General features: G+C 35.5%; 20 protein-coding genes and 1 pseudogene. 1 reads left to right on the forward strand and 20 read right to left on the reverse strand.

The window, feature by feature from the left end; translation table 11 throughout:
• The 3 genes from recG to JCM6256_RS02635 are packed head-to-tail and all read right to left on the reverse strand — an operon-like array spanning window position 1 to window position 4085.
• Window positions 1-2040: an ATP-dependent DNA helicase RecG gene (recG, locus tag JCM6256_RS02625; protein ID WP_025080275.1), complete on the reverse strand. Its 2040-nt coding sequence runs from the start codon at window positions 2038-2040 to the stop codon at window positions 1-3.
• 2 nt (window positions 2041-2042) lie between these two features.
• On the reverse strand, window positions 2043-3701 hold the full coding sequence (locus JCM6256_RS02630) for a DAK2 domain-containing protein (protein ID WP_025080276.1): 1659 nt from the start codon (window positions 3699-3701) through the stop codon (window positions 2043-2045).
• A 21-nt stretch (window positions 3702-3722) separates the two neighbouring features.
• Window positions 3723-4085, reverse strand: coding sequence for an Asp23/Gls24 family envelope stress response protein (locus JCM6256_RS02635; RefSeq protein WP_025080277.1), 363 nt, complete (start codon window positions 4083-4085; stop codon window positions 3723-3725).
• A 168-nt stretch (window positions 4086-4253) separates the two neighbouring features.
• On the opposite strand from JCM6256_RS02635, the gene rpmB reads away from it, so the two are divergent.
• Entirely contained in the window at window positions 4254-4439 is a 186-nt protein-coding gene (rpmB, locus tag JCM6256_RS02640; protein WP_006351512.1) for a 50S ribosomal protein L28, read from the forward strand.
• A gap of 151 nt (window positions 4440-4590) precedes the next feature.
• Here rpmB and JCM6256_RS02645 read toward each other — a convergent pair whose 3' ends face one another.
• The 17 genes and pseudogenes from JCM6256_RS02645 to JCM6256_RS02725 all read right to left on the reverse strand — a co-directional run bounded on the left by JCM6256_RS02645 (window position 4591) and on the right by JCM6256_RS02725 (window position 21447).
• A complete protein-coding gene (locus tag JCM6256_RS02645) occupies window positions 4591-4896 on the reverse strand; it encodes a hypothetical protein (RefSeq protein WP_025080278.1) in 306 nt (101 codons plus the stop codon).
• Window positions 4897-4942: 46 nt separating this feature from the next.
• Complete coding sequence (locus tag JCM6256_RS02650) at window positions 4943-5629, reverse strand: thiamine diphosphokinase (RefSeq protein WP_025080279.1); 687 nt, start codon at window positions 5627-5629, stop codon at window positions 4943-4945.
• Window positions 5626-6285 (reverse strand): ribulose-phosphate 3-epimerase, encoded by a 660-nt coding sequence (gene rpe / locus JCM6256_RS02655; RefSeq protein WP_025080280.1) that lies wholly within the window; start codon window positions 6283-6285, stop codon window positions 5626-5628. The genes JCM6256_RS02650 and rpe overlap by 4 nt, the downstream gene beginning before the upstream one ends.
• Window positions 6286-6297: 12 nt before the next feature.
• A complete protein-coding gene (rsgA, locus tag JCM6256_RS02660) occupies window positions 6298-7194 on the reverse strand; it encodes a ribosome small subunit-dependent GTPase A (protein WP_025080281.1) in 897 nt (298 codons plus the stop codon).
• Window positions 7191-9224, reverse strand: a complete 2034-nt coding sequence (gene pknB, locus JCM6256_RS02665) for a Stk1 family PASTA domain-containing Ser/Thr kinase (protein ID WP_025080282.1) — start codon at window positions 9222-9224, stop codon at window positions 7191-7193. The genes rsgA and pknB overlap by 4 nt, the downstream gene beginning before the upstream one ends.
• Window positions 9214-9969, reverse strand: coding sequence for a Stp1/IreP family PP2C-type Ser/Thr phosphatase (locus JCM6256_RS02670; RefSeq protein ID WP_025080283.1), 756 nt, complete (start codon window positions 9967-9969; stop codon window positions 9214-9216). Before JCM6256_RS02670 ends, pknB begins: the two co-directional genes overlap by 11 nt.
• A gap of 4 nt (window positions 9970-9973) precedes the next feature.
• Window positions 9974-11299 (reverse strand): 16S rRNA (cytosine(967)-C(5))-methyltransferase RsmB, encoded by a 1326-nt coding sequence (gene rsmB, locus JCM6256_RS02675; RefSeq protein ID WP_025080284.1) that lies wholly within the window; start codon window positions 11297-11299, stop codon window positions 9974-9976.
• Entirely contained in the window at window positions 11286-12230 is a 945-nt protein-coding gene (gene fmt / locus JCM6256_RS02680; RefSeq protein WP_025080285.1) for a methionyl-tRNA formyltransferase, read from the reverse strand. Before fmt ends, rsmB begins: the two co-directional genes overlap by 14 nt.
• A 12-nt stretch (window positions 12231-12242) precedes the next feature.
• Window positions 12243-14639, reverse strand: coding sequence for a primosomal protein N' (gene priA, locus JCM6256_RS02685; RefSeq protein ID WP_025080286.1), 2397 nt, complete (start codon window positions 14637-14639; stop codon window positions 12243-12245).
• Between the two features lie 60 nt (window positions 14640-14699).
• Window positions 14700-14924, reverse strand: coding sequence for a DNA-directed RNA polymerase subunit omega (gene rpoZ / locus JCM6256_RS02690; protein ID WP_025080287.1), 225 nt, complete (start codon window positions 14922-14924; stop codon window positions 14700-14702).
• A gap of 2 nt (window positions 14925-14926) precedes the next feature.
• Window positions 14927-15541, reverse strand: coding sequence for a guanylate kinase (gmk, locus tag JCM6256_RS02695; protein WP_025080288.1), 615 nt, complete (start codon window positions 15539-15541; stop codon window positions 14927-14929).
• A gap of 94 nt (window positions 15542-15635) precedes the next feature.
• Window positions 15636-17321, reverse strand: coding sequence for a DNA repair protein RecN (gene recN, locus JCM6256_RS02700; protein ID WP_025080289.1), 1686 nt, complete (start codon window positions 17319-17321; stop codon window positions 15636-15638).
• Window positions 17322-17333: 12 nt separating this feature from the next.
• The gene (locus JCM6256_RS02705) at window positions 17334-18146 is read right to left on the reverse strand and encodes a TlyA family RNA methyltransferase (RefSeq protein ID WP_025080290.1); all 813 of its coding nucleotides are present in this window, start codon (window positions 18144-18146) and stop codon (window positions 17334-17336) included.
• A pseudogene (locus JCM6256_RS09510) lies at window positions 18147-19015 on the reverse strand (polyprenyl synthetase family protein).
• Between the two features lie 2 nt (window positions 19016-19017).
• A complete protein-coding gene (locus JCM6256_RS02715; RefSeq protein WP_025080291.1) occupies window positions 19018-19260 on the reverse strand; it encodes an exodeoxyribonuclease VII small subunit in 243 nt (80 codons plus the stop codon).
• Window positions 19260-20609 (reverse strand): exodeoxyribonuclease VII large subunit, encoded by a 1350-nt coding sequence (gene xseA, locus JCM6256_RS02720; RefSeq protein ID WP_025080292.1) that lies wholly within the window; start codon window positions 20607-20609, stop codon window positions 19260-19262. Before xseA ends, JCM6256_RS02715 begins: the two co-directional genes overlap by 1 nt.
• Window positions 20593-21447 (reverse strand): bifunctional methylenetetrahydrofolate dehydrogenase/methenyltetrahydrofolate cyclohydrolase, encoded by an 855-nt coding sequence (locus JCM6256_RS02725; protein WP_025080293.1) that lies wholly within the window; start codon window positions 21445-21447, stop codon window positions 20593-20595. Before JCM6256_RS02725 ends, xseA begins: the two co-directional genes overlap by 17 nt.
• Between the last annotated feature and the right edge of the window lie 36 nt (window positions 21448-21483).

The following is a 21483-nucleotide window of genomic DNA, read 5'->3' on the forward strand; positions in this document are numbered from 1 at the left end:
CTAAACTCTATTTTGTTCTAACTTTTTATATTCTAACACTTGTTTTAATGAAATATTTTTTGTAGAACTCAATTCCGGATCTTTTTGTACTATAGCCTTAGCAACTTTTTGAGCAACGACCAAAGTATTATAGTCATTAACTACATTGCCGACTCTAAATTCAGGCAAACCAGATTGAGCTTTGCCAAACAAATCACCTTCACCACGCATCTTTAGGTCTTCTTCAGCAAGCTTAAAGCCATTTGTAGTACCAGCAATAATTTTCATTCTTGCTTTACCAGAATCGGTTTTTGGATCTGCGATAAATACGCAATAACTTTGCGTCTGACCACGACCAATACGTCCACGGAGTTGGTGAAGCTGGCTTAGACCAAATCTATCAGCATTATAAATAATCATCATATTTGCATTAGCCACGTCTACCCCAACTTCAATTACGCTAGTAGTTACTAAAATATCAATATCACCGGCCGCAAACTCATCCATAATTTGATCTTTTTTAGTGCCTGGCATTTGCCCATGAAGCAAAACAACTTTTTGATTTGGAAAATCGTGTGCTAACTTCTCATGCAATTCTTCTGCATTTTTTAAATCCATTGTTTCAGATTCAGTAATCAAAGGCGTAACTGCATAAATTTGGAAGCCTTGTGCCAATTGGTCATGCATTTTTTTATACACTTCATCCATTTGACTACTAGTTTTCCAAGCCGAAATAATTGGCTTACGTCCTGAAGGTAAATGATGAATTTCCGAAATAGTCATGTCACCATACACTGTTAAAGCCAGCGTTCTCGGAATCGGAGTCGCTGTCATTGCTAAAATATCAGGTCGATTACCTTTATTAATTAATGCTTGACGCTGACCAACCCCAAAACGGTGCTGTTCATCAATAATTACTAAACCTAAATTTTTAAAAATGACATTTTTTTGAATTAAGGCATGCGTACCAATGACTACATTTATCGTTCCATCAGTAAGCTCACGATATATTTCTCTTCTTTCAAGAGTTTTAGTATTTCCTGTCAAAAGAGCAACACGTACACCTAAAGGGCGCAATAGATCATCAATCTTCTTAAAATGTTGCGTGGCTAAAATTTCAGTTGGTACCATTAAGGCCGCTTGATAGCCTGCCGTAATTGCCGCAAAAATTGCATATACAGCTACTATAGTTTTACCAGAACCAACATCTCCCTGAAGAAGACGGCGCATTTGACGGCCAGAATGAATATCAGCAAAAATTTCATTCACTACGTGTTTTTGATCGTCAGATAATTCAAATGGCAAAGATTTTGTTAACTTAGCAATTTCTTTTAAATCATAGTGCTTTTCCTTACCCTGAACATTTTTATTTTCTTGTTCAGAAAGCAAAGCCAACTGCATTTCAAAGATAAAGAATTCTCTAAAAATTGCACTTCTTTTAGCCAATTTTGCTTCATTGTCATTTTTAGGATGATGCATTTTAACAATTATTTCTTGATCAGACAACAAACGATATTTTTGCCTAATTTCTTCTGGAACAATATCTGTCACTTGATCTAAAAATGAATCAATTGCTAAATTAATTAACTTGATTAATTTCTTTTGGTGAACATTTTTATTAGCAGGATAAATTGGCGACATCCCACTATCATTTTCTTTTGCAGCCACAAATTTAAAAGCAGATAAACTTTGTCTAGCAACATTATACTTGCCATAGACTGCTACTTCTTTACCAATTTCAATTTGATTTTTAAGCCAAGGCTGATTAAAAAAATTGACCATGATTACATCATGGTCAATTCTCAATTTAAAGCTTAAGCGACTCTTTTTATAGCCAAAACGGCTTACAAAAGGTTCAGTAGCTACAATTCCTTTTAACATTACCTTCTGACCATCCATGATTTGATCAAGAGGCAAAGTCTGTAATTCATCATACCGAAATGGAAAATAGAATAATAAATCGTAAATACTGTAAATTCCTAGGCTTCCAAGATCAGCTGCAGTCTTCGTCCCTACACCTTTTAAATCAGTGACCGGAGCAAATAATGCATTATTATTCATTTTTATTCAACTGAAACTAAGAAATGGTAAACAGGTTGGCCACCATCATGAATTTCAAATTCAAGGTCATCATGATTATCTTCCAATTGTTCAACTACTTGATCAGCCAAAGTCTTGTTGGCATCACGACCATACATAATAGTCACAATTTCTGAATCTTCATCAAGCATCTTTTCAACCATTTCAACAGTAGTCTTAACAAGATCAACATTATCAACCTTGATGCTACCGTCTACAATACCTAAGTAGTCATTCTTATGAATTTCTACATCATCGATTGTAGTATCACGGTTAGCTTGGGTAACTTCACCAGAAACAACTGTATCAAGATCTTCAGTCATTGCTTCAACATTATCTTCAACTGAAGCATCTGGATCGAATGAAAGCATTGCAGTTAAACCTTGAGAAATAGTCTTAGTTGGAACAATGCCCACAGGAATATCACTAACTTCAGCAGCTTGTTTAGCAGCCATAACGATATTACCGTTGTTTGGCAAAATAATTGCCTTCTTAGCTCCTGACTTCTTAATTGCATCAACAATATCAGCAGTAGATGGGTTCATAGTTTGACCACCTGAGATGATACGGTTTACGCCTTCGCTTTCGAAGAGCTTTCTAATTCCGTTACCTGAAGCAACCGCAATAACAGCAAAGTCAACTGCTTCTTGCTTTTCTTCTTCATCATTAACAATGGTTTCATGTTGGATACGCATGTTATCGATCTTGATCTTGCCCAATTGACCAAATTGGCTACCATATTTGAAGACTTCACCTGGGTGTTCAGTATGAACGTGAACCTTAGCAACTTCGCCATCAGAAACAGCGAGAAGTGAATCACCAATTTCGGACAAGTGCTTTCTGAATTCTTCAAGATCAAATGGCTTCTTGTCTGGAACATCGGCATTTAGGTCAACCATAATTTCAGTACAGTAACCATTAGTAATATCTTGAGTTGCTAATTGACCTTGAACAGATTGATGGTGCATTGCGTTGATCATTTCATCCATTTCGCCTTCATCAGGTTGATATTGATCAGCAAAGTTTTCACCAAGAATACCTTCTAAGAAGCCTTCATAAATAAATAGCAAGCCTTGACCACCTGAGTCGACAACGCCAACTTGCTTTAATACTGGAAGCAAATCAGGGGTAGTCTTAAGAGCCTTCTTAGCTCCTTCAACAACAGCTTTCATTACTTCTTCGACATCATCAGTATCATTTGCCTTGTCGGCACCTTCTTGTGCAGCTACGCGAGCTACAGTTAAAATAGTACCTTCAACAGGTTTCATAACAGCCTTGTAAGCTGTTGCTACACCATTAGTAAACGCATTAGCTAATTCTTGAGCATTAAGGGTCTTCATGCCTTGAGTTGCTTTATAAAAGCCTCTAAATAATTGTGAAGTAATAACACCACTATTACCACGAGCACCCATAAGCATTCCTTTAGCTAAACTTTCAGTTAAATCACCTACGCTTGTGCTTGGATTTTCTGAAACGGCCTTAGCTCCACTTTCAATTGTTAAATTCATGTTAGTACCAGTATCACCATCAGGAACTGGGAAAACATTTAATGAATTAACAAATTCTGCGTTTTTGCCCATTCTATGAGTCGCAACGCGAACCATATCTCTAAATTGCTTACTATCTACTTCTTTTAAAACCAAATCTAATAACCTCCGCTTGCGTTAGTCGTCAAGTACCTTAACGCTTTGAATGATAACATTAACGGCCTTAGTATCAATACCAAGTTGATTCTTCAAATTATATTTAACGCTATCTTGTACATTGCGGCTTACTTCTGAAATCTTCAAACCGTAACCAACGATAATATAAACATCAACCGTAATTTCATTATCTTCTGACTTGACAACAACACCGCGCTTATAATTGGCCCGATTAAGAATACCGTCAAAGCCATCACGGATAGCATTCTTTGATGCCATACCTACAACGCCGTAATTAGACGTAGCTGCACTACCAACAACAGTTGCAATTACTCCGTTTGAAATATCGATCAAACCATCTTTTGTTTTGATTTTAACAGCCATGTTTCTCCTCCGTCTTTATTGTTCTCAATATACGTATTATTTTATCATAGTAAAACACTAAACGCTTATTAAAACCAATTTATTAAAAAATACTTTTCAGGTTGAATTACGAGCCAACATATGCTATCTTAATTAAGTATGACAACACAACTAAAGGAGGTTTAGCAAATGGCAAAAGATTTTGTAACAGGTAAGAAGACTACTTTTGGTAACAAGCGTTCACACTCAAAGAGATCAGCTCGTCGTGCATGGAAGCCAAACCTTCAAAGAGTTCGCATTCTTGTTGATGGTAAGCCAAAGCGCGTTTGGGTATCAACTAAGACTTTGAAGTCTGGTAAAGTAACTCGTGCCTAATTTGACCAAAAAGGCCCCACCGAATTTTTATTCAGTGAGGTTATTTTTTTGCTTAAAATTTATATTCAAAAAAGCTCTAAGAAGATTCTGATACATCCTACTGTCTACTTGACAGGGAATGTATCATTCTTAGAGCTTTTTATTTATTTAATTACTTTTCAATATTATGCTTTTCATCACTATCTGAAATTTCGTCTGCCATTCTTTCTTGAATTGGAGTATAGGCATACGCATTAATCATTTCGCCTAATTTTGTTGGCAAGCCTAAATCTTGGAATACCACGCTTCTTGCACTACCATGAACAGCAGCTACTTCTTTTTTCTTCTTTTTATCAAAAACGTGAACTCTGTTCTTATGCATATAATCTTCTACATTTCTCTTAGCACGATCCAAGCGAGCTTCATAACGATCATTTTCAAATGCTGCAACTTGTTTTTCAAAATCTATATATTTCATATTTGCATCCTCATACTTTCTTATTAATATTTTACACATATTTTTGTTAAATGTTGTAAAAACGATCAATATCTTTCGAAAAAATCACGGCCACAAGGCCTGAATCAAGTTTCAAGTCAAAACTATGCGTATTTGGTAAAAACTCATTAGAAGAAAAAATACGCGGATACAGGCTAGAAAATTTTTCAAGAAGATATCGAGAGCCTAAAATATTTAAATTTTTTACTTCTTCTAAGCTTGCAACTCCAAAATATGGATAGCCCTCTTCTTTTTGAACTTTATATTCTCCTGCACCAAAAAATTTAATTTTATTTTGGCAATCAATTAAAGTAATTTGATCGGCAAACTTGCGGATATCCGGATTTAAAATCATAAATAAGTTAACCAAAAAATGATCAATTCTGCCCCCAGTTGCTCCTAGCAAAGTTAAATCAGCAACATGGTAATCCTTAAAGGCCGTTTGAATCATTAGTTCTGAATCAGTTAAATCTTTAATTGGATTAGAATAACGAATATCTTTAACCGTAACTTCAATTTTAGCCAATTCCGATGGTTTTAAAGAATCAAAATCTCCAATTGCCAAATCTGGAATAATATTTAATTCTTCTAGCAAAAAACTGCCGCGATCAACGCCAATAATTAAATCACCGTTTTTTTGAGCAGCAGTTAAAATTTCTTTTATATTTTTGGGCCATAATTGTCGTGGCCCGCCTAAAAGTGCATATGCTTTCATTTGATTATTTCATTTAATTTGTTAATTTGCTCAGAAATACTGCCATTTCTAAAAATATATGAGCCGGCTACAAATATTTCTGCACCAGCATCTTTCGCAATTTTGGCAGTTTCACCATCAATTCCGCCATCAACTTCAATTGGAATTTTAGGATTAATCTGATCGAGTAATTGTCTTGCTTCTTTAATTCTCGATACCGATTCTTGCAAAAATTTTTGTCCACCAAATCCAGGATAAACTGTCATTAATAAAACCTGATTAATTTTTGGTGCAAATTTTTCAAGAACAGATATCGGCGTATCAGGATTCAAAACAAGAACTGCTTTAACTGAATTTGAATTTAAATAATCAAGCCAATAATTGAGTTTTCCTTCATCCATAGCCTCGTAATGCAATTCAACTAAATCTGCCCCAGCCTTTACAAAAGCTGGAACTAAAAGCTTAGGATTATCACTCATCAAATGAATTTCCGCATCAATCATTGGAAATTCACGTTTAAAATCACTAACTAATTCAGGACCGAAAGAAAGATTGGGAACAAAATGTCCATCCATAATATCAATATGAAATCTAGTAATTCCTGCATCAGTAGCTTTCTTTATTTTTTCTCCTAAACTCAAATTATCAGCATTCAAAATTGAAGGTGCTATTAACATACTTTTACCTCCTTATTTTAAATATTCAGGGATTCTTCCTTCAGTAATTTCAGTTCTCATAGCTAAATAATCATCATAACGACTCTGAATAATTTTTTGATCTGCAAGCTCTTTTTTCACTTCACAACCAGGTTCTTTTAGATGCTGACAGCCCCTAAATTTACAATTGCTACTAGCCCGTCTAAATTCAATAAAGTAATTGCAAAGTTCGTTAATCTTAATTGGAGTTAAGTCAATTGAAGAAAAACCTGGTGTATCTGCCAAAAAGCCCTCTCCAACTTTAAACAATTGTACTTGTCTAGTTGTGTGCTTACCACGATTCAAAACCATTGAAATCTTGCCTGTTGCTTGGTTAGCATCTGTTTTTATTTGATTCAATAAAGTCGACTTCCCAGCACCAGACTGACCAGCTAAAGTCCAAATTTGATTTTCCTTAATCATGCTTGGAACTTTCTCAACTAATTCTTTTGCATCATAAAAAACAGGATAGCCAATTTTTTCATAATATGACAAATCTTGCTTAATTTGAGCCAATTTAGAACTATTTTCTAATAAATCACTCTTGGAAAGATAGATAGTTACTGCCACTTTTTGCCAAGAAAAAAATGTTAAAAAGCGATCTAGCAATTGAACTGAAAAATCAGGCTGAACCGCTGAAATCACTAACAAAACATGACTTACATTAGCAACAGCTGGACGTCCAATTCTATTAAGGCGAGGCAAAATTTTAACTAAATAACTAGTACCTTGATCATCAATTTGAATTTCGACATGATCACCTACAGTTGGTTTTTGCTTTTTTTGTCTAAAAACTCCTCGTGCTCTTGTTCTTATAACGCCTTCGTTTGTTTGAACGTCATAAAAACCAGCGATCAAACCAACTACTGTACCTTCAGCTTGTCTTGTCATTTAGTCACCTTTTCATTAAGAATTGTTTGTCCATCGCGGACAACACGTAATTGTCCATCGCCTTCTTTAAGTGAGAATGGAATTGAAAAACTCATATCATGCTTAATATACAAATCACGATAAATATTGCCTAAAGAATGATCATCATCTTTGATATAAATTTGAACGTGATTACCTTCACCAGATGATTTTTCGTCCATCTTTTTATTGTCCGAATCATCATTTTCATCTTTAGTTGGTGCAACATAATCAACCGTAAAAGTCTTAGTAATATTAGTTACCTTTTGTTCTTCCTTAGGGCCCTTAGATACTACAATCGTTACTGTTGAGCCACGTTCAACGCGTGTTCCAACTTTAGGTTGCATAGAAATAACCATGCCCTTTTCAACGTCTTCAGAATATTCCTGATTAATTTGTAAAGTTAGGCCATGTTCTTTTGCATAATCTTGCGCACTCTTCAAAGAATAATTCTTCAAATCTTTCAAAGTAATCAGACTCTTCTTAGGACGCGGTGGTTTACCTTGAGAAACAACTAAAGTAATTGTTGTTTGTTTAGGTTTCACTTCAACTCCAGCAGCAATGCTTTGAGAAATTACCTGTCCTTCCGGAATTTCCATCGAATACTGATTTTCACGAATTACATCAAAGCCCAAATTTTCTAATTTATCTGCAGCAAGTTCATAATTTTCTCTAACAACATCAGGAACTTTAGTCATTCCGGCACCACTAGAAATAATTATGTCAACGGAACGACCTTTTTTAACTGAATCTCCAGGAGAAGGCTTAGTTTCAATTACTTTTCCGGCATCAATACTATCGGAATGCTTTCGAATAACTTCACCAATTTCCAGTCCTGCCTTTTCGAGTTTATCCTTAGCTGTTCCTTCAGATAAATTAGTAACATCAGGGACACGAATTTTATTTTCATTATTATTTTTGCCACTTAAAGCGAAAATCATAATAAATACTATTAAAAAAGCAGCAATACCAATAAAAACAAACCACCATTTATGGTTCTTCACAGTTTGCCAAAAACTTGGCTTTTCTGATGCCTTATTTTTCTTAGTATTATTTTCCTCTGAGTCTAAATCCTTCTTTTCGTCTTTTTCCTCAGAATCACTTTCTTTAGGTTTAAATCCTGGCAAAATAATTGTTTCATCATTATTTACACCGTGATTAGGAACAAAAGGCGGTTCATCTTTTCTGCTAAAATCCAAGCTTGTATCAAGATCAGCCTTCATTTCTTGCGCAGAGGCATAACGATCACGAGGATCTTTAGCTGTAGCTTTTAACACAACATTTTCAAGAGCTTGCGGTACATCCGGATCCTTTTTTCTAATTGAAGGAATTGGTTCTTGAGCATGTTTAAGTGCAATAGCAACAGGAGTATCCCCGTTAAAAGGCACTTTGCCTGTAATCAATTCATAAAGAATAATTCCTAATGAATAAATATCTGATTGTTTAGTAACCAACCCGCCACGTGTTTGTTCAGGAGACATATAATGAACTGAACCCATAACAGAATTAGTTTGAGTAATAGAGCTTTGATTTAAAGCAACGGCAATCCCAAAATCAGCAATTTTAACATTCCCGCGTTTATCCATCAAAATATTTTGAGGCTTTAAATCTCTATGAATCACATTATGCTTATGAGCCAAAGCAACAGCACTTAAAATTTGATTCATAATTCTAATTACTTCATGCAAATCAAGCGGAGAATTGTCGCGAATATAATCTTTTAAGTCTGGACCATTCACATATTCCATGACCATGTATGGTAAACCTTGATCGTTACCAACATCAAGAACAGAAATAATATTTGGATGACTTAACTCACTAGTCGCTAATGCTTCACGTTGAAAACGAGCTTCAATTTGAGGATCTTTTTGCAAGTCTAAGCGTAAAACTTTTACCGCTACTTTACGTTGGAGAATAATGTCCTCAGCTAAATAAACATTAGCCATCCCACCTTCGCCCAAAGTATCAAGTATCCGGTAACGTTCGCCGAGCAAATAACCTTTATCGATCATTTGCTTCATCCTCCTTGTTCCAAACTAAGCAAACGGTAATATTATCACCACCGCCCAATCGATTAGCTTCATTGATCAATTTGTTGCAACGTTCCTTCAAAGATAAATCTCTAGTTGCCAAAATTTGCTGAATCTGTGGATCACTTAACGAGTTTGTTAAACCATCTGTACAGAGCAAAATCATATTATTATCATGAAGCGCAATAGTTTTATATTCTGGATCTATCGTACTTGAAACACCTAATGCCTGCGTAATGATATTCTTTTGAGGATGGTGCTTAGCTTGTTCTTTAGTAATTTGACCCATTTTCACAAGTTCATTAACTAATGAATGATCTTCGGTTAATTGGACAAATTCACCATCAGCATAGCTATAAGCACGAGAATCACCTAAATGAGCAACAAGTACAGCATCTTTAAAGGCAAAAGCAAGTACAATTGTCGTACCCATGCCGTTCAAATCTTGAAAACGATCTGCTGTTTTTAAAATAGTTTCATTTTCAGAACTTAATTGGACGTTTAACCATTTTTGTGCAATTTTTGCATCTGTAAAATCTGTTGTCTTAAAATTATGTCCCAAGTGACTAACAGCCATAGTTGAAGCTACGTCACCACCTTGATGACCACCCATGCCATCACAAACAATGGCTAAAGTAATATCACTCTTATTTTTAAAAACTCTTACAAAATCTTGATTACTTTTTCGTATTCTACCAATACTAGAAGCATATGCTGTTTCAATCAAAAGCTTAACCTCGTAATCTAAATTTGGCTATAAAGAAGCCATCACTACCATAGCTATCTGGCAAAATTTTCAGCATCCCAGTCTTAGTGCCAATTTTTTCCAATTGAAATGGCACAAGTTCAAAATCAGGATGATGCTTCAAAAATTGCTTAACCACATCTTCATCTTCTTCGTGAGAAATTGTGCATGTTGAATAAACTAACTCACCATTTTTCTCAAGAATTCGACTAACATTATCTAAGATAGCTAATTGAATTTTTTGCAAACTCAATAAATCATTTTTATTTTTTGTATAACGTATTTCTGGTTTTCTTCTTAATAATCCTAAACCAGAACATGGCGCATCTACCAGTATTTTAGCAAATTGTTTATCAGAAAAGTACTCATTCGCCTTTCTTGCATCAATAGCTACTGTTTTTACATGGTCAGCCACGCCCATTCTTTTAGCATTTTGACGAACTAAACGTAATTTCTTTTCATGAATATCTAAGGCTGTAACTTCACCTGTAGTTAAATGCTCCGCAATTTGAACAGTTTTTCCGCCAGGTGCACTACATGCATCTAATACTTGTTCATCACCAGAAAAATCAAACGCATCAACAACTAAACTAGCAGCTTCATCTTGAATTGTTAATTTTCCTTCTTTAAAAAGCGAAGTTTCAGCCACTCCACCATGAGCAAGTATAGAATCATGGCTAGATAATCCCGACTCTTTTGGATCATACCCTAATTTTCTAAGTTGCGATAAAGTATCTTGAAAACGGGAAAGACTAGATAGACGCACACTATTTTTTGCTGGTTTATTAATACTATTTAAAATATTTTCTGTGCGTTTTTCGCCCCAATTATCAATAAAGTATTTAACAAGCCATTCAGGAATACTTTCCTTAATACTTAAATATTTTACTGGATTGCTTTTATCTGGCAAAATCGGGCCACGTCTTGTTAAAGAACGTAAAATTCCATTTACAATTCTAAATCCTGAAGAATGATGTCTACCAAATTGCTTAGCAAGTTTATTGGCTTCATCAAGAACTGCTCGATTTGGCACTTTATCTAAAAATAAAATTTGATAAGCAGACATTAACAAAAGTGGCTTTAAGTATTTTTCACTTAACTTTGTCTTTATTAAATCATGCAATTGATAATCCAAATAAATTCGATATTGGATCGTACCATACACCAAACGTGTAGCAAGATTTTGATCAGCAACAGATAAATTAGAATGGCGCAAATTATTATTCAAACTAATATTTGAATATGATCCATCTTGTAAAACACGAATTAAAGTTTCTAAGGCAATAGAACGGGCAGTTTTAGTCTTCGACAATTTTTTCTCCTACTGTAAACTTACTTGCTTGGCCATTTAAAAAGTTCTTGACTGGCATCTTCTTTTTGCCTGAAGGTTGCAATTCAAGCAAGTTTAAGACTGTACCGTTAGCAAAGCTAATTGCAAAACGTTTTTTGTTATCAACTACACAACCAGCTTCTAAATCAGTTGAGTCATCAGCAACTTCGGCTTTCCAAACCTTAAGTCGCTTACCATTAACCATCATGTAGGCACCTGGATCTGGATTTAAACCACGGAGTAAATTATTTGCTTCTTCAGCAGTCATTTCTGTGGTAATTCTTTCTTGTGCCTTGGTAATATTAGGTGAAAATACAACCTTGCTTTCATCTTGTGGTGTCTTAGTTGCTGTACCATCTACAATTTTTGGCAAAGTTTCAAGTAAAAGATCACGGCCAATGTATGACAATTTTTCAAAAATGCTGCCAGCAGTATCTTCAGGTTCGATATCAATTGCCTTTTGGGCATACATATCGCCGGCATCCATCTTTTTAACCATTTCCATAATAGTTACACCAGTTTGCTTATCACCATTAATTAATGAATATTGAATTGGTGCACCACCACGATATTTAGGAAGAAGAGAACCATGAACATTCACAGCAGCAATTTTTACTGAATTTAAGAATTTAGTTGGTAAAAATTGGCCGTATGCCGCTGTAACAATAAAGTCAGCATGCATATCAATTAATTCATTAAGTTCTTCTGAGCCAGATAATTTAACTGGCTGATAAACAGGTAAATTAAGTTCTTCTGCTGCTACTTTTGCAGGAGTTTTAGTTATCTTTTGCTTACGTCCCACTTTTTTATCAGGTTGAGTAACAACAGCCTTAATATCGTAGCCTTCTTCAACTAATCCTTTTAATACTGGAACAGAAAAATCTGGGGTTCCCATAAAAATAATTGAATTCATTAAGATTCCTCCTTAAATAATTCGTTCTGGTTCATTGTCGATATAAACGTTTAATCCGTATTTTTTAATTTCTTGCGCTGAATCTTGAATTTGATGCAATAAGGTATTCAAATTCATTTCTTTTTTATATTTTACCAGTATTTGATAATAATATTGATTCTTTAAGCGAGAAATTGCACTTGGCGTTGGACCTAAAATAATTGTATCAGGATGTAAATTGCGTTCCAACTTACGTTTAATATTAAATGCTTCTTTCGCCGCATTCTGTTCTTTTTTTGATGCAATCGAAATTAATACGGTATAAAAATATGGTGGATAATTTCCTTCATGACGAACTCGCATTTCATAACCATAAAAACGTTCATAATCTTGTGTTTGTGATAATTGAATCGCGTAGTGATCAGGATTATAAGTTTGAATAATAACTTCACCCGTTTTTTCAGCACGGCCTGCTCTTCCCGCAACCTGCGTTAACAATTCAAATGTTCTTTCTGAAGCATTATAATCCGGAAGCCATAATCCCGTATCCGCGTTAATTACGCCTACTAAAGTTACGTTTGGAAAATCCAAGCCCTTTGCAATCATTTGCGTTCCTAATAAAATATCAGCTTCATGATCACCAAATGCATCTAAGATTTTTTTATAACTTCCTTTTCGACGCGTAGTATCCACGTCCATCCGCAAAATTCTAACTCCAGGCATCAATTCTTCAAGTTCTTCTTGAACTTTCTGCGTACCTGAACCTAAAAAGCGAATTTTCGCGCTTTGACAATTTGGGCAGCGTGTTGGAATTGCTTCTTTATAGCCACAATAATGGCACTGCATCATGCCTGTATCCTTATGCATGGTGAGCGACAAGTCACAATTTGGACATTTCATGACATAGCCACATTCTCTACAAAGCATAAAGTTAGCAAATCCGCGCCTATTGAGCATTAAAATCACTTGTTCCTTTTTCTCCAAGCGATCTTTAATTGCTTCGACAAGTTCAACAGATAAATCAAATTGTCCGCCCGCAAATTGAACATGTTTTAAATCAAGCAAATGAACTTCTGGCAAATTTTTATTATTGGCACGTTTAGTTAAACGTAAAAGTTGGTATACGCCTTTTTGTGCACGGGCCCTGCTTCCTAAAGATGGTGTTGCGCTTCCCAAAACTAACGGACAATGATTATAATTGCTGCGCCAAATAGCTACGTCACGAGCATGATAACGAGGATTGTCTTCTTGTTTATATGAAGATTCATGTTCCTCATCGATAATTATTAATCCCACATTATTTAAAGGTGCAAAAACGGCGCTACGCGCGCCAACCACTACTCTAACCTCACCACGACGAATTCTGCGCCATTCATCATATAATTCACCATCAGAGAGTCCACTATGAAGAACAGCAACATTTTCACCGAAACGTGCTTTCACTTGTCTAACCATTTGCGGAGTAAGAGAAATTTCCGGCACAAGCATTAAAGCATTACGCCCATCAGAAAGAGTCTTGCTAATCGCATGTAAATAAACTTCCGTTTTTCCGCTACCGGTTATTCCTTCTAATAAATATGTTTTTGCTTGCTTATTTTTTATAGATTCGGCAACTTGATCAAGAGCATATTGCTGCTCATCATTTAAAATTACTTTCTTGTCTTTTACTTCATCATCAAAGCCACTTAAAGGATTGCGGTATACTTCAACAGCATCTTTAGTAAGCCAACCTTTTTTCACCGCACTTGTCAGCACAGAAGTTTTAATTTTTAATTCTGATTCTATATTTGATTGCTTTTTTGGATATTCATTAAAGTTATCAATAATATCCGTTAACAGTTCTCTTTGCTTTAACGCATTTTGGCGCAAACTATTTAAAATCTTTTGATATTCATCTTTATCTAAGGCCAATGAATATTCATTTTCAGTTTTCTTTTTAGCTTTATTTTCAACCAAGTATTCGATTTTAGCCTGATCATTTCTTAATAATTTGCGTGCAAGAGCAATTTGATCGACATCAGTCAATTTATTTAAATCAACCGGATCACCTTGAAACAAAGGTAATTCTTTTGCTTCTGCCGTAATAGGCGTCAAGATTTTACGATAATTTGCACGCATTAATCGTGGTAACATTGCCTTTAAAATAGTAATTCGATAGGCAAAAATTTTTTGTGCTAAATCAGCTGACAATTTTATTAATTCAGGCGTTAACGGTGGCATTTCATCTACAACCAGCAGCAAATCTTTTAATTTGCCTTTATATTCACTGTTTTGGGTTAAGCCAACTACAAATCCCTGCACTTTTCTTGGCCCAAATGGCACAAAAACTCTTGAGCCTATTTCTACATCTTTTAACTTATCAGGAACATGATATTCAAAAATGCGATCAGTCTGTTTGGCAGCAACATCTACAATTACCTGAGCAATCATTTAATCACCTTGCAAAAAATGACCTCCATCCAGCGATGGAGGTCATTAAAATCATTATTACTAATCTTCAAGATTAACTTCAGCGTGAGCTGGGTCAACTGTAACCTTACCAGCAGCAATTTCTTCAAGTGCCTTGCCAACGTATTTATCACACTTAAAATTCTTCATTGTTGGTGGGTCACCAGCTTCAAGTTCATGTGCTCTCTTAGCAGCTAAAACTGATAATGAGTAACGTGAATCAACACGTGAAAGCAATTTATCAATAGATGGGTATGTAATTCTCATAATTAGTCCTCCTCGACCATTTTGCGGTAATCATCAATCACACGTTTAACGCTAACATGTTCAGCATCAACAATTGCTTTAATATGATCAACTGCATTAGCAACAGTATCGTTTACTACAGCGTAATCATAATCCTGCATAACTAAAATTTCTTTACGTGCTTGCTTGATACGACCTCGAATAACATCTTCAGATTCAGTACCGCGACGTTCCAAACGTAAATGCAAAGTATGCAAATCAGGTGGAGTCAAGAAAATGAATACTCCATCTGGCATTTTTTCACGTACCTTTTGCGCACCATTAACGTCAATTTCAAGCAAAACATCTTTACCTTCATCAAGCATCTTCTTAACAGGTGCTAGCGGCGTACCATAATGATGGCCAACATATTCATTATATTCCAAAAGCTCGCCTTGTTTAATAGCTTCTTGAAAACGATCTTCACTTACGAAGTAATAGTCTTGACCATCAACTTCACCTGGACGAGGCTTGCGAGTTGTCATTGAAACTGAATATTCAAATGGAAATACCTTGTTTTCAACAATTGCGCTTTTAACAGTTCCTTTACCAACACCTGAAGGACCTGAAAGCACAAGTAATAAACCTTTATGTGCCATGCCGAACTCTCCTACAAATACTAATATAAATAGTTTGCACTAAAAACGACATATTTTCAAGTATTGCCGGTTGATAATATTTCCATCTTAAAAATTATTCATCTTCTTTAAAGCTCTTCATCAAATCAACCGCATTTTGCTTTGCAGCCGCTGTAACATCGCTTCCCGCCATCATTTGGGCAATAGCTGTAATTGTTTCTTCCTTAGAAAGAGGGCCGACTTGTGTGAAAGTTGCGCCATCTTTAACTTGCTTTGCTACCAAATATCTTTGATCACCTGCAGCAGCAACTTGCGGTGAGTGAGTAATGGTAATAACTTGCTTATGCTCGCCAATTGAATGCATCTTCCTACCAATCGCGGCTGAAACTCGACCTGAAACCCCCGTATCAATTTCGTCAAAAATCATCGTCCCAACTGGTTCTACACGGCTAAAGATTGACTTTAAGGCTAAAATAAGACGTGATTGTTCCCCACCAGAAACAATTTTAACTAATGGCATTAAATCTTCACCCGGATTAGGTGCAATCAAAAAGACGATTGAATCCGTTCCTTTTTCGGCAAAAGATTTTGTTTCTTCAAAATTGATTGAAAAACGTGCCTTTTCCATGTAAAGGTCGGTTAATTCATGCTTAATCTGTTCTTCCAGATTTTGGGCAACTTTTTCACGAATTAAATGAAGCTCTCTAGATTTCTTAGTTAATTTTTCTTCTAATGCAGAAATTTCACTTTGTAGTTTTTCTTCATCTAATCCGCCTGTTTCAAAGCTATTTAATTCTTTTTGAACCTTCTCATAAAATTTAAAAACATCTGCTAGAGTCGGACCATATTTTTTCTTTAACGAATTCAAAGTATCCAAACGATTAGTAACATATTGGAATCTTTCTTCATCAAAATCCATTTGATCCATTAATGACGACAGTTCACTCCGTGCATCATTTAAGGCATAAACTCCATCATCAACTGTTTTGGCAAAATCTTTAAATTTATTGCCAAATTCAGTTAAATCCGTTGCAGCATTTTGGGCATCCCCCAATAATGTAGCAATCCCATGCTCATCATCGTCATAAAGCTGCATAAAATAATTGGCCGTATCAGCAATCTTTTGATAATTATTTAATTCATTAAATTCATCTTCCAGCTTTTCGTCTTCATCTGGATCTTCTAAGTCAGCTGATTCAAGTTCATTATTCTGAAATTGCAAAATGTCTTGCTTTTGAGCTAGCTCTTGCGCATCCTTTTTTAAGTGATTAAGCTGTGCTGTTAATTTTTGCCACTTATAAAAATCTGTTTGATAATCTGCTAATTTCTCTTTAAAAGACTTAGGAGCATAATTATCAACTAAATCAATCTGACGATCTTGATCCATTAAGATTTGCTGATCATTTTGTCCGTGAATATCAACTAAATAATTGCCAATTTTTCGCAAAACATTAATTGTAGTAAGCTGCCCATTAATACGAACAACATTGCGCCCCTTATTAGCCAATTCTCTACTAATAACCAACTGATCGTCATCGTGTGGCAGGCCATACTCTTCACATAATTCCGCAATCTGCTTTTTTTGATCTTCAAGTTCAAAAAGTCCCGTTACGACTGCCTTTTTTTCACCTGAACGGATCATTTCCTTTTGACCACGTCCACCCATTAAAAGTGAAACTGCATCGATAAGAATAGACTTACCAGCACCTGTTTCACCGATTAAAACAGTCATTTTTTCCTGAAAGCGAACCTTCAAAGTCTTAATAATGGCAAAATTTTTAATATCCAGTTCAACTAACATAGTTTTTCTCTCCTAAAGACCGTTCACAGCCCGCTCAACAACTTCTGCCGGTGAACCATTCCAAAGATTTTGACCAGGATTTGCTTCATCTTTTTTAAGGTGAATTAAAAATTCAATATTTCCCTTGCCACCTTTAATTGGTGAATAATCAATTCCTAAAACATCAAAGCCAATTTTCATTGCTTCATTCATTGTATGTTCAATTACAGCACGATGAACTTCATGATCATGAACAATACCATGCTTACCAACATTTTCCGGTCCTGCCTCAAATTGTGGCTTAATCAAGCAAACGGCATCACATTGATCTTTCAAAATGTCATACATTGGTGGCATGATTAAATCAAGCGAAATAAAAGAAACATCTGTCATGGCAAAATCTGGCAATCCTTGATCAAAATCAGCAGGCTTGCTGTAACGGAAGTTCTGCTTTTCCATCACAATAACACGCGGATCATCACGCAACTGCCAAGCTAATTGATTGTAGCCAACATCAAGGGCATAAACCATCTTAGCGCCATTTTGAAGCGCAACATCAGTAAAACCGCCTGTTGAAGCACCAATATCCAAACAAATCTTATCGTTTAAATTAATATCAAATACTTTTAAGGCCTTTTCTAATTTAAAGCCACCACGCGAAACGTATTTTTTACCATCATCTTTAATGATAAATTTTTCATCAACTGGAAATTGTGTTCCACTTTTATCAATTCTTTGATGATTATGATCTTGAACCAAGCCAGCCATTATTGCACGTTGAGCTTGCGAACGTGAATGAAACAAACCTTGTTCAGTTAATAAAACATCTGCTCTCTTTTTTGCCATTTATAGCACCTTTTTATAAAGATCCAAGAAACCAAGCAAAACTTCACTATTAAGATCCTTAAGATCATCCTTGGCTTCGTTAATTAATTCTTTCAACTTTTGACGACTCTTATCAATTCCAAGAAGAGTCAAAGTATTATTTTTGCCTTCTTCTTCATCTTTATGAGTTGCCTTGCCGGCTTCTTCGCTAGTTTCAACAATATCAACTAAATCATCATAAATTTGATAAGCACGGCCAAATACTCGTGAAAAATCAACAAGCTTAACCTTTTCAATATCGCTAGCCTTAGCATAAACTGCTGCCATTTCAACACTTGCTTCAATTAAGCAGCCTGTTTTAAGCCATTCCATACGATTAATAAACTTGTCATCATTAGACACGCTAGAGTTATTGGTTGAATCAATATCTAAGTATTGACCGCCTACCATCCCGTTTGGGCCTACAGCTCTTGTAATAATTGAAACTAATTCTGCAGATTGACTTCCTTCAGCTATCCATTGGATTCCCATTGGCAAAAGAGCATCTCCAGCCAAAATAGCTTCAGCTTCGCCCCATTTTTTATGGCTAGTTAACTTGCCACGACGATAATCATCATTGTCCATGGCAGGCAAATCATCATGAATTAATGAATAAGTATGGATTAGTTCAATTCCACAAGCAATTCTAATTTCTGATTCGTCTATCTTTTTACCTAAAGTATTTAAAGTTGACAAAAAGAGCAACGGACGGAGCGCTTGCCACCTGCCATTACCGAATAAGCCATAATCTGACTGATTTTATGATCATCAACTTCATCTTTTAAAAGCTTTTCTAAAAAGTCATTAATAACTGGCGTCCAGTTTTCTTGAAAATATTCAAATGCTGACATAATTATTCCTCTGGTGCAGATGCATTATTTGGATCAAGTTTGTGTTCAGTACCGTCACTATCAATTAATTTAGCTACGGTTTCTTCTGCTTGGGTTAATTTTTTATCTAAATCACGACTAATTTTAACCCCTTCTTGAAATTCCTTTAAGGCATCTTCTAATGGAACATTACCATTTTCTAAATTAGTAACGATTTTTTCTAAATCATTTAATTGTTCTTCAAAGTTATTTTTCTTAGCTGGCATTAATTTTTCCTCGTTTCTGTCACAATAGCTTTAGCTTGCCCATCTTTAAAATGCAAATTAATTTCACTATTCTTAGCAACCTGATTGATAGAGCTTATTGTTTTGCCTTTTTCATCAGTTGTATAAATAAAACCACGCTCTAGAGTTTTAAGTGGACTGTAGTCATCTAACTGTTGAACAGTCTTACTAAAGGTATTTCTTTTTCCAACTAAATAATGCTTCATATTATCAAGCAATCTTTTAGTTGCAAACGAATTTTGTTGTTGCATTTGTGAAATCATCTTTTGAGGACTAGAAGCCACTAACTTTTGATTCAAAAGATTATAATTTTGGCGAGAATTATTAGTAATATTTTGCATTACACTGAATAGACGATTTTTCAGCATATCAACCATTTGAATCTGTTGATCGTATAGTCTCATTGGTTCCCGCATAATAACTGAATTATTGACACGATTTAGACGATCACGTTTTTCACGAATATTAGCCTGCATACTACTAATTAAACGACTGCGCAATTGATTAATAGTCACAAGCTCATCAGCTAAATTCGGTGTAGCATATTCAGCAGCCGCTGTTGGAGTAGCAGCACGAGCATCCGCAACTAAATCACATAAGGTGGTATCCGTTTCGTGTCCAACAGAAGAAATAACCGGCATTTGCATATCGTAAACTTGACGCACAACTTTTTCTTCATTAAATGGCCATAAATCTTCTAGGGAACCACCACCACGTCCAATGATCATTACGTCGTACTCATCGCCTCGAGCAGCAATTTGCTGCATAGACGCAACTAAACTGTCAGCAGCTGTATCTCCCTGAACCTTGGCTGGAAACAAATCAATCTCCGCATGAGGGAAACGACGATTGGCTGTTACCATAATATCGTGAATAACGGCTCCTGAAGCACTAGTTACAACAGCAATTTTATCTGGAAAACGTGGCAAAGGCTTTTTATGTTCTGGATTAAATAAACCTTCTTTAGCGAGCTTAGCCTGAAGTTGTTTTAATTGTTCATACAAAGCACCTAATCCTGCAGGCTCCATATTTTCTGCATAGAATTGATACGAGCCCTGTGGGCCATAAACACTAACATATCCTGTAACATAAACTTTCATACCTTCTTCAGGTTTAAATTTCACCTTATCAAAATACGAACGAAACATTACCACATTAATTTTTGACTTGTCATCTTTTAGTGAAAAATACTGATGAGAATTTCTTCTATAGCGAAAATTTGATAATTCACCTTGAAGAAAAACTTTATGCAAATACGGATCGTTTTTAAATTTTTGCGTAATATAATAATTCAAATCCGTAACTGTCAGATACTTATTCTCTGATGCCATTAGCTCTCCTTGTTAGTTTTATAACTTGTTCCATCAAGAATTCAACTGTTAATGGACCCACGCCACCTGGAACAGGGGTAATATAGCTAGCTTTAGGTGCAACGCTATCAAAATCAACATCCCCAACTAAATGTCCATTAACATGATTAATACCAACATCAATGACAATAACACCGTCTTTAACCATATCAGCTGTTACCAAACCGGCTTGTCCAGCAGCTGAAACAACGACATCCGCATTTTTAGTATATTGAGATAAGTTCTTAGTTTCTAAATGCAAAATCGAAACTGTAGCATCTCTTTCAAGCATAAGCGCAGCAACTGGCTTGCCTACAATGTTGCTACGTCCGATGACTACAACATCTTTACCCTTTAAATCAATATTATAATGATCTAAAAGAGCAAGAATGCCGTCAGCAGTTGCTGGTTCAACAAAATGATTTCCTTGCCACAAACGACCAATGTTGCTTGGAGTTAAACCATCAACATCTTTTTCGGGATCAATTCTTTCAAGTACGCGATCAACATTAATTTGCTTAGGGGCTGGTAATTGTACCATTACGCCATATACTTTTGGATCAGCATTCAATTTATCAATTAAGGCCAATAAATCTTCTTCTTTTTCATCTTCTGGCAACTGGTAAATTTTTTGAATTATTCCTACGCTTTCTGCACGGCGCTTTTTTGTACGTACGTAAATTTTGCTGGCTTTATTGTCCCCTACATTAATTACGCAAAAAAGAGGTGTTATCCCCTGCGCTTTTAAATCCTTAACCTTTTCTTTAAGTTTTTCTGCTCTTAAATTTGCGAAAGCTTTACCATCAAGAATTTTTCCCATTAAATCATTTCCTTTACTATCAAAAAATAGCCGGCA

Origin of the sequence: Lactobacillus hamsteri DSM 5661 = JCM 6256 (assembly GCF_000615445.1) — a bacterium.
GTDB lineage: Bacteria > Bacillota > Bacilli > Lactobacillales > Lactobacillaceae > Lactobacillus > Lactobacillus hamsteri.

Excerpts from the sequence above, each read along its gene's own strand:
- pknB (WP_025080282.1), bottom strand. The coding sequence starts at position 9,224 with ATGATCGATAAAGGTTATTTGCTCGGCGAACGTTACCGGATACTTGAT.
- rpoZ (WP_025080287.1), bottom strand. The coding sequence starts at position 14,924 with ATGAGAATTACATACCCATCTATTGATAAATTGCTTTCACGTGTTGAT.
- gmk (WP_025080288.1), bottom strand. The coding sequence starts at position 15,541 with ATGGCACATAAAGGTTTATTACTTGTGCTTTCAGGTCCTTCAGGTGTT.
- JCM6256_RS02705 (WP_025080290.1), bottom strand. The coding sequence starts at position 18,146 with ATGGCAAAAAAGAGAGCAGATGTTTTATTAACTGAACAAGGTTTGTTT.
- JCM6256_RS02645 (WP_025080278.1), bottom strand. The coding sequence starts at position 4,896 with ATGAAATATATAGATTTTGAAAAACAAGTTGCAGCATTTGAAAATGAT.
- rpe (WP_025080280.1), bottom strand. The coding sequence starts at position 6,285 with ATGTTAATAGCACCTTCAATTTTGAATGCTGATAATTTGAGTTTAGGA.
- recG (WP_025080275.1), bottom strand. The coding sequence starts at position 2,040 with ATGAATAATAATGCATTATTTGCTCCGGTCACTGATTTAAAAGGTGTA.
- recN (WP_025080289.1), bottom strand. The coding sequence starts at position 17,321 with ATGTTAGTTGAACTGGATATTAAAAATTTTGCCATTATTAAGACTTTG.
- JCM6256_RS02715 (WP_025080291.1), bottom strand. The coding sequence starts at position 19,260 with ATGCCAGCTAAGAAAAATAACTTTGAAGAACAATTAAATGATTTAGAA.
- xseA (WP_025080292.1), bottom strand. The coding sequence starts at position 20,609 with ATGGCATCAGAGAATAAGTATCTGACAGTTACGGATTTGAATTATTAT.
- JCM6256_RS02650 (WP_025080279.1), bottom strand. The coding sequence starts at position 5,629 with ATGAAAGCATATGCACTTTTAGGCGGGCCACGACAATTATGGCCCAAA.
- fmt (WP_025080285.1), bottom strand. The coding sequence starts at position 12,230 with ATGAATTCAATTATTTTTATGGGAACCCCAGATTTTTCTGTTCCAGTA.
- JCM6256_RS02635 (WP_025080277.1), bottom strand. The coding sequence starts at position 4,085 with ATGGCTGTTAAAATCAAAACAAAAGATGGTTTGATCGATATTTCAAAC.
- rsgA (WP_025080281.1), bottom strand. The coding sequence starts at position 7,194 with ATGACAAGACAAGCTGAAGGTACAGTAGTTGGTTTGATCGCTGGTTTT.
- priA (WP_025080286.1), bottom strand. The coding sequence starts at position 14,639 with ATGATTGCTCAGGTAATTGTAGATGTTGCTGCCAAACAGACTGATCGC.
- rpmB (WP_006351512.1), top strand. The coding sequence starts at position 4,254 with ATGGCAAAAGATTTTGTAACAGGTAAGAAGACTACTTTTGGTAACAAG.
- JCM6256_RS02725 (WP_025080293.1), bottom strand. The coding sequence starts at position 21,447 with ATGGGAAAAATTCTTGATGGTAAAGCTTTCGCAAATTTAAGAGCAGAA.